At 34.5% G+C, this 15,644-nt stretch carries 21 protein-coding genes; 10 read left to right on the plus strand and 11 right to left on the minus strand.

Annotated elements, in window-relative coordinates; translation table 11 throughout:
* The coding region (locus ACP5S8_RS05950) for an OmpP1/FadL family transporter (RefSeq protein ID WP_461876090.1) at positions 1 to 1,086 on the plus strand (1,086 nt) is incomplete at its 5' end.
* Between the two features lie 39 nt (positions 1,087 to 1,125).
* On the opposite strand, the gene ACP5S8_RS05955 is transcribed toward ACP5S8_RS05950, so the two are convergent.
* On the minus strand, positions 1,126 to 1,740 hold the full coding sequence (locus ACP5S8_RS05955) for an ABC transporter ATP-binding protein (RefSeq protein WP_461871346.1): 615 nt from the start codon (positions 1,738 to 1,740) through the stop codon (positions 1,126 to 1,128).
* A complete protein-coding gene (locus ACP5S8_RS05960; protein ID WP_461876091.1) occupies positions 1,733 to 2,839 on the minus strand; it encodes an FtsX-like permease family protein in 1,107 nt (368 codons plus the stop codon). Before ACP5S8_RS05960 ends, ACP5S8_RS05955 begins: the two co-directional genes overlap by 8 nt.
* Before the next feature lie 43 nt (positions 2,840 to 2,882).
* Between ACP5S8_RS05960 and ACP5S8_RS05965 the strand changes: the two genes are divergently transcribed.
* From ACP5S8_RS05965 to ACP5S8_RS05995, 7 genes are all read left to right on the plus strand, one after another.
* Positions 2,883 to 3,050: a hypothetical protein gene (locus ACP5S8_RS05965; protein WP_461876093.1), complete on the plus strand. Its 168-nt coding sequence runs from the start codon at positions 2,883 to 2,885 to the stop codon at positions 3,048 to 3,050.
* A gap of 15 nt (positions 3,051 to 3,065) precedes the next feature.
* Positions 3,066 to 3,401, plus strand: a complete 336-nt coding sequence (gene rpsF, locus ACP5S8_RS05970) for a 30S ribosomal protein S6 (protein WP_461870625.1) — start codon at positions 3,066 to 3,068, stop codon at positions 3,399 to 3,401.
* Between the two features lie 16 nt (positions 3,402 to 3,417).
* The gene (gene ssb / locus ACP5S8_RS05975; protein WP_461870624.1) at positions 3,418 to 3,876 is read left to right on the plus strand and encodes a single-stranded DNA-binding protein; all 459 of its coding nucleotides are present in this window, start codon (positions 3,418 to 3,420) and stop codon (positions 3,874 to 3,876) included.
* A gap of 27 nt (positions 3,877 to 3,903) precedes the next feature.
* A complete protein-coding gene (gene rpsR, locus ACP5S8_RS05980) occupies positions 3,904 to 4,125 on the plus strand; it encodes a 30S ribosomal protein S18 (RefSeq protein WP_461870623.1) in 222 nt (73 codons plus the stop codon).
* A gap of 10 nt (positions 4,126 to 4,135) precedes the next feature.
* Positions 4,136 to 4,585: a 50S ribosomal protein L9 gene (gene rplI, locus ACP5S8_RS05985; RefSeq protein WP_461870622.1), complete on the plus strand. Its 450-nt coding sequence runs from the start codon at positions 4,136 to 4,138 to the stop codon at positions 4,583 to 4,585.
* An 82-nt stretch (positions 4,586 to 4,667) separates the two neighbouring features.
* Positions 4,668 to 5,117: a hypothetical protein gene (locus ACP5S8_RS05990; protein ID WP_461876094.1), complete on the plus strand. Its 450-nt coding sequence runs from the start codon at positions 4,668 to 4,670 to the stop codon at positions 5,115 to 5,117.
* A gap of 12 nt (positions 5,118 to 5,129) precedes the next feature.
* Positions 5,130 to 5,714 carry a PH domain-containing protein gene (locus ACP5S8_RS05995; RefSeq protein ID WP_461876095.1) on the plus strand — a complete coding sequence of 195 codons (585 nt, stop codon included), beginning with the start codon at positions 5,130 to 5,132 and terminating at the stop codon, positions 5,712 to 5,714.
* A 2-nt stretch (positions 5,715 to 5,716) separates the two neighbouring features.
* Here ACP5S8_RS05995 and ACP5S8_RS06000 read toward each other — a convergent pair whose 3' ends face one another.
* From ACP5S8_RS06000 to ACP5S8_RS06035, 8 genes are read right to left on the minus strand one after another with little or no spacing between them, the layout of a single operon-like run.
* On the minus strand, positions 5,717 to 6,007 hold the full coding sequence (locus ACP5S8_RS06000; RefSeq protein ID WP_461870619.1) for a hypothetical protein: 291 nt from the start codon (positions 6,005 to 6,007) through the stop codon (positions 5,717 to 5,719).
* A gap of 27 nt (positions 6,008 to 6,034) precedes the next feature.
* Positions 6,035 to 6,793 carry an imidazole glycerol phosphate synthase subunit HisF gene (hisF, locus tag ACP5S8_RS06005; RefSeq protein ID WP_461870618.1) on the minus strand — a complete coding sequence of 253 codons (759 nt, stop codon included), beginning with the start codon at positions 6,791 to 6,793 and terminating at the stop codon, positions 6,035 to 6,037.
* On the minus strand, positions 6,783 to 9,257 hold the full coding sequence (locus tag ACP5S8_RS06010) for a penicillin-binding protein 1A (RefSeq protein ID WP_461876096.1): 2,475 nt from the start codon (positions 9,255 to 9,257) through the stop codon (positions 6,783 to 6,785). The genes hisF and ACP5S8_RS06010 overlap by 11 nt, the downstream gene beginning before the upstream one ends.
* A complete protein-coding gene (locus tag ACP5S8_RS06015) occupies positions 9,254 to 9,994 on the minus strand; it encodes a TlyA family RNA methyltransferase (protein WP_461870616.1) in 741 nt (246 codons plus the stop codon). The genes ACP5S8_RS06010 and ACP5S8_RS06015 overlap by 4 nt, the downstream gene beginning before the upstream one ends.
* Positions 9,991 to 10,545 carry an orotate phosphoribosyltransferase gene (gene pyrE, locus ACP5S8_RS06020; protein WP_461870615.1) on the minus strand — a complete coding sequence of 185 codons (555 nt, stop codon included), beginning with the start codon at positions 10,543 to 10,545 and terminating at the stop codon, positions 9,991 to 9,993. Before pyrE ends, ACP5S8_RS06015 begins: the two co-directional genes overlap by 4 nt.
* Positions 10,520 to 11,017: a 3-isopropylmalate dehydratase small subunit gene (gene leuD / locus ACP5S8_RS06025; RefSeq protein WP_461876097.1), complete on the minus strand. Its 498-nt coding sequence runs from the start codon at positions 11,015 to 11,017 to the stop codon at positions 10,520 to 10,522. Before leuD ends, pyrE begins: the two co-directional genes overlap by 26 nt.
* Positions 11,014 to 11,247, minus strand: coding sequence for a YdcH family protein (locus ACP5S8_RS06030; RefSeq protein ID WP_461870613.1), 234 nt, complete (start codon positions 11,245 to 11,247; stop codon positions 11,014 to 11,016). Before ACP5S8_RS06030 ends, leuD begins: the two co-directional genes overlap by 4 nt.
* Before the next feature lie 21 nt (positions 11,248 to 11,268).
* A complete protein-coding gene (locus ACP5S8_RS06035; RefSeq protein WP_461876098.1) occupies positions 11,269 to 11,691 on the minus strand; it encodes a hypothetical protein in 423 nt (140 codons plus the stop codon).
* A 23-nt stretch (positions 11,692 to 11,714) separates the two neighbouring features.
* On the opposite strand from ACP5S8_RS06035, the gene ACP5S8_RS06040 reads away from it, so the two are divergent.
* Both ACP5S8_RS06040 and ACP5S8_RS06045 read left to right on the plus strand, forming a co-directional pair.
* Positions 11,715 to 12,491: an HAD-IIA family hydrolase gene (locus ACP5S8_RS06040; RefSeq protein WP_461876099.1), complete on the plus strand. Its 777-nt coding sequence runs from the start codon at positions 11,715 to 11,717 to the stop codon at positions 12,489 to 12,491.
* 5 nt (positions 12,492 to 12,496) lie between these two features.
* Complete coding sequence (locus ACP5S8_RS06045) at positions 12,497 to 14,542, plus strand: LPS-assembly protein LptD (RefSeq protein ID WP_461876100.1); 2,046 nt, start codon at positions 12,497 to 12,499, stop codon at positions 14,540 to 14,542.
* Here the strand turns inward: ACP5S8_RS06045 and ACP5S8_RS06050 are convergent, their stop codons facing one another.
* The gene (locus ACP5S8_RS06050) at positions 14,543 to 15,391 is read right to left on the minus strand and encodes an ATP phosphoribosyltransferase regulatory subunit (protein ID WP_461876101.1); all 849 of its coding nucleotides are present in this window, start codon (positions 15,389 to 15,391) and stop codon (positions 14,543 to 14,545) included.
* Between the last annotated feature and the right edge of the window lie 253 nt (positions 15,392 to 15,644).

Consider the following 15,644-nt stretch of genomic DNA (forward strand, 5'->3'; position numbering starts at 1 on the left):
ACATCATTTCAAGCTGGTTCAGCTTCAGCAGATAGCAATGCAAACCTTTTCTTAGTCCCAGAAATAGGTATAATACATAGAATAAACAATAAACTCGTATTTGGTATAGGTGCTTTTGGTGTGTCTGGTATGGGTACAGATTACAGTGGCAAGGGTCCACTTCAGGCCGGCGGCGTCCCTGCTTTTTACAATATGAGGACAACGCTTCAATTTATGCGTATAATACCTGCTTTATCCTACCAAATAAACCCTATGATAAGCATAGGTGCTGGTATAGATTTTGCTTATGGTTCTCTTGATATGAATGCGACTATGCCAAATGGATGTGGACAAACATCTCCTTGCACTGGAGAGGCATCTTATGGCGGTGGTCAAAGCTCGGCTCTTGGAATAGGAGGTCAGCTCGGTATAGCCTTTAACTTTGGAAACTTTGTATATGCTGGTTTAAACTATCAATCACCTATATCTATGACCTATAAACATGTATTTGATTTTCAAGGTGCATCACGAGGTAAATTTAGCGGAAGCTTCCAAGATTTAAAACTTGAACAACCCCAAGAACTTGCCTTTGGTGTAGGTGTAGCCCCCACTGAAAAGTGGAACGTAGGTGCTGATGTTAGATGGATAAACTGGTCAAATGCCGATGGTTACAAAGAGTTTGGCTGGAAAGACCAATGGGTGTTTGCAGTAGGTACCTCTTATAAAGTGACACCAAAACTTACATTAAGAGCTGGTTTTAACTACGCAAGAAGCCCAATAAGAAGCAACAATTTTGGGTATAGTAGCCCTCAATTAACACATCCTTCTGTCTCCATAAGCGGTGCTCAGTTTAACCAATATGATATAGATTATTTTAACTTGTTAGGATTTCCAGCTATCACAGAAGAAGCTATAACACTTGGTGGAAGCTATCAATTTACAAATACGTTTGGCGTATCTTTAGCCTATGAACACGATTTCCAACACAGTGTAACAGATAGTGGTCAATGCTTTAATCCTTACACAGGACAAGGTCCATATCCATGCTCCATCACCGCCAAAAATGCAGAAGATTCTGTAAACGTAGCTTTGGAATGGAGATTTTAATAGTTTAGAGGTTTATTAAAAGAGGGGCTTTTGCCCCTTTTATCCAAGATATATTATTCTGTCAAAGAAAGGTTTTAGCTCTTCGTTGTGGGTAGCTACTATTATAGTTATATTTGATTCTTTGTTTAGGGATTTTAGTAAAGAAAAAATCTTCTTTGATTCTTTGTAATCAAGATTTCCAGTAGGTTCATCGGCTATCAGGATTTGAGGCTCTCTTACAAGGGCTCTTGCTATAGCTACCCTTTGTTGCTCACCGCCTGAAAGCTCGTAGGGTTTGTGATGAAGCCTATGTTCTAATCTTAAGAATTTCAAAAGCTCTAAAGATTTTTTCATATCTCCGAACAAAGCCACATTTTCTAAGACGTTAAAATCTTCCAAAAGGTAGTAAAACTGAAAAATAAAGGATATATACTTTCTTCTTAACTTTGCTATTTTCTTTTCATCGGTGTGTTTTACGCCCATTATATAAACCTCTCCTTCCGTAGGATTGTCTATACCGCCTATTATGTGAAGGGTGGTAGATTTACCGCATCCGGAAGGTCCCATAATACCTACAAATTCACCCTTTTTAACAGATATGTTTAAGTTTTCAAACACAACGGTATCTTTGTATCTTTTTGATACGTTTTTTAGCTCTACAACACTTTCAGTCATTTCTAAGTATCCTTACAATATTTTCTCTAACGGCGTAAAAAGACGGTATAAAACCAGCCAACATGCTCAAAAACATCACAAGCAAAAACACCTCTAAGATATCCTTAGAAGATATAGAAACTGGCACGTATGACATAAGGTATATGCTTTTTTGCACGTGTATTAGTTTAAATTTGTTTATGAAAAACTCCAAAACAAAAGAAAGCATCACACCCACCAAAAACCCCATAAAACTCAGCAAAAACCCTTGAATAAGCACTATAGCCATGATAAAACTTTTTGGTTCACCGTAAACTCTAAATATAGCGATATCTCTTAGCTTTTCTTTTACTTTTATAAAAAGTAGGCTTGTAATGTTGAAAGAAGCCACTACTATCATAAGAGTAAGTACAAAAAATATACCTCTTTCTTCAGTTTGAAGGGCTTCAAAAAGTGGTTTATTCATATCTATCCAAGTTGTGATTACAAACTTATCTCCTACCATAGGTTTTAGGCTTTTAGCAAAAGCGCTTGCCTCAAAAGGATTTTTTAAGTTTATCTCAATAACCCTCGTGGGCGGATTGTTTACAAAAAGCTTATCGGCAAGGCTGTTGTCCATAAGCACCGTAGAATAATCAATATCAAATATACCACTATGAAGAGTACCCACCACCGGTAAGTTTTGAACTTTTGGCATATAACCAAAAGGCGTTTGGATACCAACCGGCGATATAATGCTTACATAATCTCCTAAAGAAGCTCCAAGCATAGAAGCCAAATCACTCCCAAGTATTACACCTTTTTTATCTAGAGATCCCTTTATCTTACTTGAAAAAAAACCAAGGTTTTTCTTGTTGTTAAAATCCATAGCATCTACGTTTACAGCGCTAATGTAAGAGCCTCTTTGAATAGCTCCGTGATATATCTTAAAATAAGAAAATAGCTTTATATCGTTGTTTTTTTCTAAAAGCTTCAAAACTTTTGGTACATCTGTTTTAGAATTATCCCCTATATATGTTAAGATAATGTTTGGCATAGACCCAAGGAGCTTTACCCTTAGGTTGTCTTGAAAGCCTTCAAAAACTCCGTTTGTAAGAAGTATTCCTGCGGTACTTATCACAATTCCAAGAAAAGATATAAAGCTAATAATAAAAGTGCTTCCTTTGAAACTAAGCAAGTACCTAATAGCTATCTTTAACGCTCTAAATCTCACAGCTTATATTATACTTGTTGTAAATGAAAATATCATGAGAGTAATAAATACAAAACTTATAATATTAAAACAAAAACTTATGGTAAAATATTTGTTTAAAGCGTTAAACTTTGATTAATTTTAAGGAGGTAGCATGAGCTCAAGACATTATCGTGCACAGAGGATGTACGAAAGTGTGGTGGTGTTTAAGCCCACACTTACCGAGGATGAGTACAACACAAAGCTAAACGAAGTCAAAGACTTCATAGCTAAAAAAGGTGGAAACATAGTCCACGAAGAAGATTGGGGCACAAAGAACTTGGCCTATAAAATAAGCGGTTTTGGCCATGGAAGATACCACTTCTTTAAAATATTTTCTACAAATCCACAACTACCAAACGACCTTGACTTTTATTACAAGATAAACGAAGATGTTATAAGATGGTTAAACATACTATCCAAAGAAAGTAGCGAGGAGAAGGCTTCGTAATAAATAGGGGAATTTTATGATAAATAAAGTTATTTTGATAGGTAGGCTTACAAAAGACCCGGAACTAAGGATACTACCATCTGGCAACAAGACAATTGACATATCCATAGCCTACAACAGAAATTACAAAGTAAACAACGAGTGGAAAGAGGAAGCTCACTATTTTGATGTAAAAGCCTACGGAGCGTTGGCTGATAGACTATCTACACAAATATCAAAAGGTTATATGATACTTGTAGAAGGAAGACTTGCTCAAGACAGATGGACTTCTCAAGATGGTAAAAATATGTCTAAAGTAAGCATAGTAGCCGAAAGCATAAAGATAATCTCAAAACCACAAGGGGCACAGAATAAACCTTCTACACAAGAAGATTTGTCTGAAGGCTTTTACAACGATGAAGATATAAACGGCATAGAAAATATTAAGTCTGATATAGAAAAAAGTATAGAGGACGATGATGATGTACCTTTTTAAAAACTTTGAAAAAAAGGAGTGTGAAGTATGATGGAAACTAAGATGAAAAAAGCTAAAGTTTGCAAGTTTTGCATGGAAAAAAGAGACCCAGATTATAAGAATTACAACGAACTAAGAGAGTTTATGTCTGAACACGGGAAAATTCTTCCAAGAAGAATGACTTTCGTATGCGCCAAACACCAAAGAAAGTTGGCCAACGAAATAAAAAGGGCTAGACAGTTGGCTTTACTACCTTACGTAGTTGTATAAGGAGGATATCATGAAGGTAATACTTTTAGAAGAATTGGAAGGACGCGGAAGCTTTGGAGATATCATAACGGTAAAAGATGGCTTTGCCAACAACTACCTAATACCAAGAAAATTGGCATTACCAGCCACTGAGGGCAACATAAAACATATTCAAAGCATACTCTCTCAAAAAGCTAGAAAACTTGAAAAGATAAGGGCTCAAGCTCAAGAGTTAGCCAAAAAACTCGATGGTGCAGAAATAACCATCAGAAAACCAGTAGGTCAAAATGGTAAGCTGTTTGGTTCTATAACCACTTCAGACATAGCCAAAGCCCTTAACGAAAAAGGCTTTAACGTAGATAAGAAACAAATCATAATAAGCTCACCCATTAAAAACTTAGGTTTATATACCATAAAAGTGAGGTTACACAACGACGTATACGCTAATATCAAAGTAAACGTAGAAGAAGAACAAAAGTAAATATCCTATATAGCTGGCTTTATGCCAGCTTTTCCAATGTAAAATCATAGATTTATATAAATACATAAGTTATCATTTACTTATGAATGTCTTGGTGCTTTTTATTCATATAACCTTCGCTTGCTTGTGGGTAGGTGGCATGCTGTTTATGGTGTTTGTATCTTCTCCGTACATAAGAAAAACGCCTTTTAAAGATGAGGCTTTTCAAAACATAGGGAAGAGATTTAGCAACATAGGTACTCTAATAGGTCTTCCAGCGCTTTTCATAACAGGTCTTTTAAACATGCATTTTTTATCAGTACCTTACAGCTCATTACTTCATCCAGAGTCAGTATATCAAAAAACGCTTCAAATTAAAATTCATACTTTCTTCTTGATAGTGTTGATATCAATTCTTCATGATTTTTATTTTAGTCCAAAAGCCAAAAACTCTAAAAAGTACGCAAAAATAACAAGAATACTGGGTATATTAAACTTAATTTTAAGCCTAGGCATAGTTTTTCTTGCAAGCGCTTTAAGATACAACATGTGATAAAATTGTTGTATGGAAAAACAGCATTCAATACTACCACTAGCTTTTGGTATACTTATAGGTTATTGGCTTTTAACAATAACAATAAACGCCGTAAAAATAAAAGTAGGAAATAAAGAAAAACTAATTCAAAAATACCTAACCGAGGATGAACGCATAATAGCAGAAGGAGAAATGGTATACGTAAAGGAAATTATCACAGCCATATCAACAGGCATAATCGGACTAATAGTAAGCGTATTTGTATTGCTGGTCAAAAAAGATGTAAGCCTATTTTTCTTGGTATTTTTATACGCAGCAAGCTTTAGCTTATCTATATTAGTAAAACCTTACGTTTTGAAAAAAACCACAAAACTTCTCATCACAAACAAAAGGCTTATCTTAGCTTATGGAACTTGGAGCAACAACGTAATTGATTATAGCCTTGACAAAATATCAAACATAGTGTTAAAACAAAGTCTTTTGGGTAGAATTTTTGGTTTTTCAAAAATTGCTATAATAAGCACATCAGGAGCAGAACTAAAAATTTGGAACAGAGAACTTGAATTAAAAAACGCCGAAGAGTTTATAAAAGCTTTTGTATCAATGAGAACTTAGTTTTATTTACATATTTTCTCTTCTGTGGTGGAGCTTGGCACTTTTTGGCCTTGCTTAAAATGTGATTTTTCTATATTTATACATCCTTTTGTGCTTAGGTTTAATTTGATAAATCCATCTTGATTATCAGTTTTTGTATAAAAGCTTTTAACAGAAGAAGCAGGACATATTGTTTGAACAGTTGTATAATCTGGCACACGCTGACCATAGCTAAAGTGCTCTGTAGTTATCTTTATACAATCACCATAAGAAAAACCAAACACTAAAATTCCTAAAATAAAAAACTTTTTCATAACACCTCCTTACAACATATTTGTAAATTATATTCTAACATGCACGTTATTTTCTTTCAAATAAGCTTTTAACCTTGGTATAGATATTTCTTTAAAGTGAAATATTGAGGCTGCTAAGCAAGCGCTTGCTTCTGTCATTTTAAAAGCTTCTAAAAAATGTTCTTCTTTACCAGCCCCACCTGAGGCTATAACGGGTATGTTTACGGCTTTTGATATAGTGCTTGTTAGTTTTATATCGTAACCTGATTTTGTACCATCTTTATCTATAGAGGTTAATAAAATTTCACCAGCCCCAAGAGATTCCACTTGTTTAGCCCATTCTATAGCGTTTAAATTTGTATTTACCCTACCGCCGTTTATGTAAACATGCCAAATATCATTATCTACATGTTTTGCGTCTATTGCTACCACTATACACTGAGAGCCAAACTTTCTTGCACTCTCGTAGATAAGCTGAGGATTTTTAACGGCAGCTGAGTTTATGGATACTTTATCAGCACCAGCTTCCAAAAGCTTTCTTATATCGTCTAAAGTTCTTATCCCACCTCCTATGGTAAAAGGGGTGAAGATATTTTCAGCTACTCTTCTTGCCAAATCTATAACCGTATTTCTTTTTTCATAAGAGGCTGTAATATCTAAAAACACTATCTCATCAGCCTTTTGCTCTTCATAAACAACTGCATTTTCTACTGGATCCCCAGCATCTTTTAAATCTACAAAATTTATACCTTTTACCACCCTACCATCTTTTATGTCAAGACACGGTATAATCCTTTTAGCGAGCATTATTTAACTCCTTATCTATGTTTTTCGTTTCGTTATCTATTTCATGAGTTTTTCTGTTTATTTCTTGAATTACCTTGGGTAATATGCTGTTTGGATTTCTTGAATTGTTTGGTTTTGGGCTTGTTGAAGAAGCAGCAGGCGGAGTGGTGGGTTGAGAGGAATTGGGAGGTGTGGTACCCTTAGATGGTTGAGGATTGGTAGGCTGTGCAGATTGTGTTGGTGTAGAGTTGTTGTTTAAAGGTTGTAAAGGGCTTGCTGAGGTTTGAGGTTGGTTTGGGTTTAAACTTTGAAGAACCGGTGAAGAAGTATTTTGGCAAGTTTCTTCTGGTGCTGTGCCTTTTACAAAAAGTATAGGCTCTCCGGGACAAGAAGGAGTTGCCCTTAAGTGTGTTTTTGGGTCTATTTCCACATACTCTACACCATCTGGTAAAGGAAACGGCTTTTCCGGGTATATGCTTAGAGCTTCTTTCATATAGTTTATCCAAGTAGGAAGCGATGCCGCGGCACCAGCCATATTGTAACCTATTCTCTTTCTTATATCAAATCCAGTCCAAACACCTGTCACCACATCAGAAGAAAAGCCTTCAAACCAAGCATCGTCGTAATGGTTTGTGGTACCTGTCTTACCAGCTATATAAGGTCCCAACACGTGAGCGGCATAGCCAGTCCCTATTTTTACCACATATTCTAGCATAGATATCAAAACTCTATCGTAAGGGGCTGGAAATACGTTGTAGCAAACTGGATGGCCTGTATATACCACTTGGTTTTGAGAGTTCACTATCTTCGTTATAAAATACGGTTCACAATAAGTTCCCAAGTTGGCAAAAGCTTGAAACATGTTTGTAAGTTGAAGCGGAGTAACGCTTGTGCTACCAAGCACCATAGAATAATACGGAGGAAGCTTTATCCCGACCCTTGCCGCTAAAGATATTGGTAGATTAAAACCTACTTGAGCCAAAAGATTAACACTTGCGGTGTTTACACTGTAAGCCAAAGCTCTTCTTAGAGTGATGGTGGTAAAACTTTCTCCCTCATAATTTCTAGGTGTCCAAAACCCGCCCGGCGCAGAAGGATCTTTATAGGCATGAGGTGTAGCATCTATTTCGGTGATTTGAGTATAACCTTTCATTAAAGCCGCCAAATAAACTATAGGTTTTATAGCAGAACCCGTTTGTCTTAAGGCATAAACTGCTCTATTGTAAGAAGAAAGCTGATAAGAGTAACCCCCCACCAAAGCCAATATAGCACCATCGTGCACGTTCATGCTAACTAAAGCTGACTGAAGCTGCGGTATTATTTTTGCGCTAAGTCCGCTCTTGCCGTTTGAAAGCTCCACCATTACGTATTCACCAGCGTTTATACCGGGGAAAATTTTAGCTGTGACCTCTGTACCATTTATATCTATATTTGCCTGATTGTTTTTTATGCTTTTAACAAAACCTATATAATATCTCGATTTTTTAAGGTCTATTTTTTGAGCTTTAAATTTTGCTATAGTATCGTTAATAGACCAAGGCAAAACCGGATAGTGTTCTAATTTAGATATATATAATATTTGGTTTCTAACAGCATTTTCTGCTGCTTGTTGAAGCGTCTCATTTAAAGTGGTATAAATTTTTAGTCCACCTCGATAAATAAGGTCAGGAAAGTTTCTGTACATATAATCTTTTACAAAACTAACAAAATAATCGCTGTTGGTAATAGGGTTTGTATGTTTATTTAAAACAATGGGTCTTTGAGAGGCTTTAAGATAATCTTCTTTTGTGATATAGCCATCTTTGTACATCCTATACAGAACATAGTTTCTCCTTTGAAGAGCCAGGTTTGGGTTTATATAAGGATCATACTTTGTAGGAGCTCTAGGAAGTCCCGCCAAAAGAGCAGCTTCGTCAAGACTCAATTGCCAAACGTGTTTACCAAAGTAAGTTTCAGATGCAGCTTCTACGCCAAACGCACCATGTCCCAAATATATCTGATTGAGATACATTTCAAGTATTTTGCTTTTAGGAAAAGTGTGAGTTATCTCTATGGCAAGAATTGCTTCTTTTATCTTTCTTGATATTGTTTTCTTAGGAGTAAGGAAAAGATTTTTTGCCAGTTGTTGGGTTATAGTGCTTCCGCCCTCTACAGCTTTTCCCTTTTCTACATCAACTATCAAAGCTCTTATTATACTTGCTGGGTCTATCCCTATGTTGTGGTAAAAAGTCTTGTCTTCAGCAGAAACGAAAGCATCTTGAACTATTTTAGGTATCTTGTTTATAGTTACGTAAATTCTATTTTGAGCTCCTATCGTACCTATAAGTTTGCCACTTGAGTCATACACCATTGACGCTTCTGGTGGATGCCAATTTTCTAATGCTCTAACATCGGGAAGCCCAATGCTTACGCTGTAAACATACACTCCTAAAAGCACAAATAAAACAACTATAAAAAATCCAAAAAAAGAAAGTATATTTTTCATTTTGCTTTATTATAATCCTTTAATATGAAATAAGTAAAAAATTCTTCGTTTCCTTTGGTACCTTTTGGTCTTGCTTTCGTATATGTTATAAGCTCAAAACCTATAGATTCAAAACAAGATATAACACCTTCCAAAGCAAGCATTTTAGCACTATCGTCTTTTACTATGCCTTTTTTTAGATATTTTGGAGAAAGTTCAAATTGAGGTTTTACAAGCATAAGAAGCTTTGTATGATAAGAGCAAAAATTTTTAATATACTCTCCTATCTTCTTAAGAGAAATAAAAGATACGTCAACAGTAACAATATCAAAATCAATATTTTCAGGCTTTTTAAAAGCTCTTATATCTGTGTCCTCAAATAACAACACCCTTGGGTCTTTCCTCAACTTTTCATGCATTTGAAGATGTCCTACATCTACAGCATAAACTAACTTGGCACCGTATTGAAGAAGGCAATCTGTAAAACCACCCGTAGAGGATCCTATGTCAAGACATATTTTATCTTTTATATCTATATCAAACTCTTTTATGGCATTCTCAAGCTTATAACCTGCCCTTGATACAAACTTTTCTTCTCCTAAAAGCTCAATACCATCTTCTTCTTGCACAAGGGTCCCAGCTTTTAAAACAGCTTTACCATTTACAAAAACCTTACCTTCCATTATAAAAGCCTGAGCTTTCTCGCGAGAAGAAACTAAGCCCCTTTCTACTAACAGCAAATCTAGTCTTTTTTTCACAAAAGCTCAGATAATTTAAACACCGAATAAAATTTAAAACCTTCCTTTTCTATATTTTCTCTAGCGCCTTCTTCCCTGTCCACAATGGTAAATATACCTACCACATTCAAGGAAGCGTTTTTGCAAACGTTTGCAGCTTTTAAAGAAGACCCACCTGTAGTAGATACATCTTCTAATATAGCCACATTTTGAACATTTTCTAGTTTACCTTCTATTTGCTTTCCTGTTCCGTGATCTTTTGGCTCTTTTCTTACTACAAAAGGTTTTATAGGGTTGCCTTTTTCAAAGGATATAAGTGAAACCGCATAAGCCATAGGGTCAGCTCCTAAGGTAAGCCCACCCGCAGCATCAACGTTAAAAGGTTTTAACATATCGTACAGTACGTTGCCAAGTATATATATGCCTTCTGGATCAAAGGTAACTTGTTTGAGGTCTATATAATATCTACTTAGCTTACCGGAAACAAGTTTAAACTTAGGTTCATCAGCTACCAAAAGGGAATATTTTTTTATAAGTTCTTTCAACTTAAGAAGATAATCTTGATTTTGCATATTCCATCAACCCACCAGCTTTTAGTATAGCCATAAGCTCTTCTGGAAATTTAGTAGAAGAATAGCTTTTACCTTTTGTAATATTCTTTACCGTACCGTTTTCAAGGTCTATCTCAAAGATATCTCCATCTTCAGCTTCATCTACAGCCTCTTTACACTCTACTATTGGAAGGCCTATATTTATTGCATTTCTAAAAAATATCCTTGCAAAGCTTTTAGCCACAACTACTGGTACACCAGCGTACTTTATAGCTATGGGAGCATGTTCTCTAGAAGAGCCAGAGCCGAAGTTTTTACCGGCCACTATGATATCGCCCTCCTGATGCTCTTTTGCAAAGTTTGGTTTTTCAGAATCTTCCATTACGTGTGAGGCAAGTTCTAAAGGGTCTGATGTATTTAAATATCTCGCAGGTATAATTTGGTCTGTATCTATGTTGTCTTTAAACTTCCATATTTTACCTTTTATAATCATGCCACTTCTCCATGCTTTTTCATGTATTCTACAACAATTAACTCCATTTCGTCTTTTAATTTAAGTCTTTCTTTTTTGAGAGTCTCTATTTGAAGCTCCAAATCAGAAGTCATAGGATGGTGCTTTTCCATCTTCATTATTTCTTTGTCCAACTCATCGTGCTTGTCCTTCAAATACCTATAATGATGATCTTCTTTGTATAACTTTTCTTCAACAGCTTTTCTATCCATATTAAAACCTCCAGCTTGATGTTAGTATATTATATCATCTTTTTTGGGCTTTTGATAAAAAATAAGAAAAAAACTTATAAAAAAACCCACGCTTAAACTTATCAAATCGGCTACCAAAAGATAAAATATTCCGGCAAACAAAAAAGGAGCGGAAGCTATCGCATAAGGCCAGAAATAACCTTTTATAGCTTTATAACTCCAATAAGGCTCATGAACTGAGGCAGGTAGATATTGTTTTTTGACAAAATAAGACAATAAGGCAACTATCATACCTAAAAACAATTCCCCTCCAATCAAATAAAATCTAATTTCAAAAGGAAGCTTTATAGGAAGTTTTATTATAAAGTAAGACAGCAAAAGCGCTATGTACGATATTGTTATTAAGCCTAAAAAACTTTTCCAAAACATCGTCGCTCTTTTATAAAAAATATCCACAAGTTCCATAAAAACATTGTAAACTATTTTCTATGAAAATACTCGTGGATTTAGATGGTGTTTTGGTAAAAGATAAGGAGTTCAACCTCTTCGAAGATTCAAAAGAGTTTTTAGGCTTTTTAAAAAACAAAGATTTTAAAATATTATCAAACAACTCTACAAGACCACCGGAAGAGTTGGTAAAAATACTAAATGAAAAAGGATTAAGCGTTGAAGAGCATGATATTCTAACACCTTTAAAAATACTTCCAGATTACCTTAAAGAAAAAGGCATATCTTCTTGTTTCGTAATAGGTACAGACCATTTAAAAGCTTATATATCAAAATATGTAGAAGTAAAAGACGATATAGATGTAGATGCTGTAATAGTGGGTCAAGACAAACAGCTAAGTTTTGAAAAGTTAAAAAAAGCAATATCTGCCGTTTTCCTAAAAGGCGCTAAGATAATACCCATAAATCATAGTAAAATTGTAAAAGATTCTGACGGGCTTTACTTTCAAGGGTCTGGTTCTTTGGCTTTTATGATTGCAAATGCCACAGACTACAAGGAAGATATACCAAACTTGGGAAAACCCTCAGAGCTATTCCTATCAAAAGCTTTAAACAAAGATGAATATAAAGATAGCGTTATAATAAGCGATGATTTTTATACAGACTTGATGGGGGCTAAAGCCCTTGGTATAAAAACAGTATTTATCACCACCGGCAAATACAAAAAAGAAGATTTAGAAAAAACAGATTTTAGACCAGACTTTATAGTAAGCTCTCTAAAAGAAGCGGAGGAAATATTATTAAATTTAGAGAAATAATATTATTGCTGCTTTTAACAATTGGATTATCTTATTCAAACCAGCCGATAAGGATACTATCCGATATCCTAATAAAAGAACCGAACAATGAAGTTGTAGCAAAAAAGGATGTGGTGATATACTATGAGGATTATACGATATACTGCGATAAAGCTATATACGATAAAAACTCAAAAACCATAACTTTAATTGGACATGTTCATCTTATCAACGTCGTAAATCAAGAAAACGTTTACGGTAAAATGGGAAAACTAAACCTATCAACAAAGCAAGGATACTTTTTAGACGCTCACGGAAAATTTCACAACATATATTTTGTAGCGGATAAAATAACAAAAGATGATAAAGTATATTTTATAAAAAAGGGGGTAGTGAGCACTTGTAAAATAGACAGGAGGCTAAAGGATAAAAAACTGCGTCTTTGCGTTTTTAGTGCAAAAGTAACCAACAAATACGTATATGCGAATTCAAACATCTTAGCTTACAAAAAACTACCTATTCTTTATATACCTTACGCTATATTCCCTGTGGGTAAAAGAAGGAGTGGTTTACTACCGCCTCTTATAGGTTCAAACACATACAATACATTTATATATCAACAGCCTATATACTTTGCGCTATCAGAAGACAAGGATATGACCATAACACCAGAATACAGAAACAACGAAGGAAAAGGCTTATCTTTTCAATACCGTCAAGCTTTTACAAAAAAAGATTATCTAAACTTCAACATATACTATTTCAAAGAGCCATCCACACCCGGAGATTGGTGGACAGGAAGGGATTTATCAACATTTAGATCCAACAGATACAGATTAAACATATTTGGAAGATACGACGGCATAGACTTTAGGTTGGATACTATATCGGACCCTTATTTTATGCAAGATATGTATTTTAAAACCAATCAAAGAACTATACCGTATCTTAGTTCTTATATAAACTACAACAAAAACACAAAAGACTTTTTTGCAGATGTGAGCTTTCACTTTTTTTACGATACAACATCTAATACAAATGCCTATACGCTGCAAAGGCTCCCAGAAATAGATTTTTTATGGAAAAACCATCCTCTTTTTGACAACATATACTACAATATAAGCGCTCAAAACACATATTTTTACAGAGAAGATGGACTAAAAGGAGATAGGCTTATAGTAAATCCAAACCTCATAAAAAGTCTTCATTTCGGAGCTTTTACAAACAGCACAAATATAAATTTTTTAGGCACGAAATACATCGGCCTAAACCAAAGCGGATATAAATCTTCGGCTTATCAAATACTTTTTCAAAACAAAACATTTTTTGACAAAAATTTTAATATTAAAAACCTAAATATAAACAACTTTTATGAGCTCTCTTACAACTATCAGCCCATCAACAACACCAACAATCCGATATTTGATTACAAAGATTATCAGTCAAACCAAAATTATTTAGATTTTAAAATAAACAACGCATTTACTTACAACGGTTACAACTTTGCAAACGTATATTTAGAAGATGGCTATACATTTTTAAAAGAGTACGCTTTCCCCACATACCTTAGCTCGCTAAACTCATTTGTCACATCGGCAAGCTATCAAAACTCAAACCTAATAGTCCACAAGCCCCTTCTGCCATTAAGGGCTACAATAACTTTTAGACCATTTCAAAACTTATATTACACTATAGATAGTTTTTACGATTTTAACAAAAACGAATTTCCAGAAGAAAACCAATATATAAACGTAAATTTTAAAAAGTTTAACTTTTATCTTGGTGATAGCACGGCAAAAGATATAAACAGAAATTACACTCTAAATCAGCAAAGCTACGGAGCTTCTTACACTTACAAAGCTTTTAATCTAAATGGTGGTATCGTTCACGATGATATAAGTGGGCACGATGTATCTAGGTATCTAAACCTAACTTACAACGGAGAATGTTATTCTATAGCGCTATCTTTTCAAGAGTACTTTGATGGCACGAGAAACCAATATATAAATTACGTGCTTTTGACTTTTAACGTATTTAACTTAGAGCATCTAACATTGCCAATATCTAGGTAACTATAGTTTCTCCAATATAGAAGAAAGATATATAGCACCGCCACACGCTTTTATATCCAAATTATAAACATTTTTCAAAATCTGATATTCACCCCCAGAGGCTATGACAAAAGGATGGCTTGATGAATAGAAAGAAAACGTTATCCCATCGTAGTAAGGTATAGATTTTAACTCCGATATATCAAGCTTTACGTTTAAAGATTTATTCTTTAAAACACTATAAACATTATGCAACCTAGTACTATCAACGCCCAAAGCATCTAGCTTTTCAAAGAGTAAATTTTCATCTTCCAAAAGTATCCAGTCAAGGTCATATTTAGAAAGTGTGTTTAGATTTTTTGTCATAAGAGAGTATTTTATATCTTCTTTATACCTATCATCAAACTTTGACATAAGCTCCTTTAGTATGGCTTCATCGTTTATATAAATGAAAACATCGTTGTTAAAAAATGCTAAAAGCTTATATACAATATCAATTACTTCGAATATACCATTATCTTTATCATATCCTATGTACTCTAAACCAAGTTGATAATCGGATTTTATTTCGCTTTCCCAAGAAAACACTTCACCTTCATAATATATCCTTATAGGTAGAGTCCTTTCTTTTAAAGAAGCTATATAGCTTGCCACTTGATAAGTCATATCTTTTCTTAAAACAAACACCTCTTTTGAAGACCTTATGGTGATAAGTTCGTTGTAGTTGGTGGTGGTTCTCATCTGATTGTAAAAGCTATCAAACACTGGAAGCTTTATAAAGCTATATCCTTTTTCGCTCAACATCTTTTCAGCAAAGACTATAAATTGTTTAAACACTTTTGAAGCTTTTAAATCTAAAAAACCATTCACAGCAATTATTTTATCATAAAAAACCTACTATGATATTATTTATAGTAGAGTTAAACAATTATGCTTATAATAGATTTATGGCATTAACCGCAGAAGCTTACGAGCTATTAGAACGGGAGTTTGGAAGGGAAAAAGCTAAAAAGATTTTACCCATAATAGAAAATATCATAGAAGAGGAAAGGCGAGTCATTAAATCACATGTAAAAGAGGACATAAGAGATGAGCTATTGACAAAGGGTGAGTTTTACTCTGA

It is taken from the genome of Hydrogenobaculum sp., from assembly GCF_049967395.1.
In the GTDB taxonomy this organism is placed as follows: Bacteria; Aquificota; Aquificia; order Aquificales; family Aquificaceae; genus Hydrogenobaculum.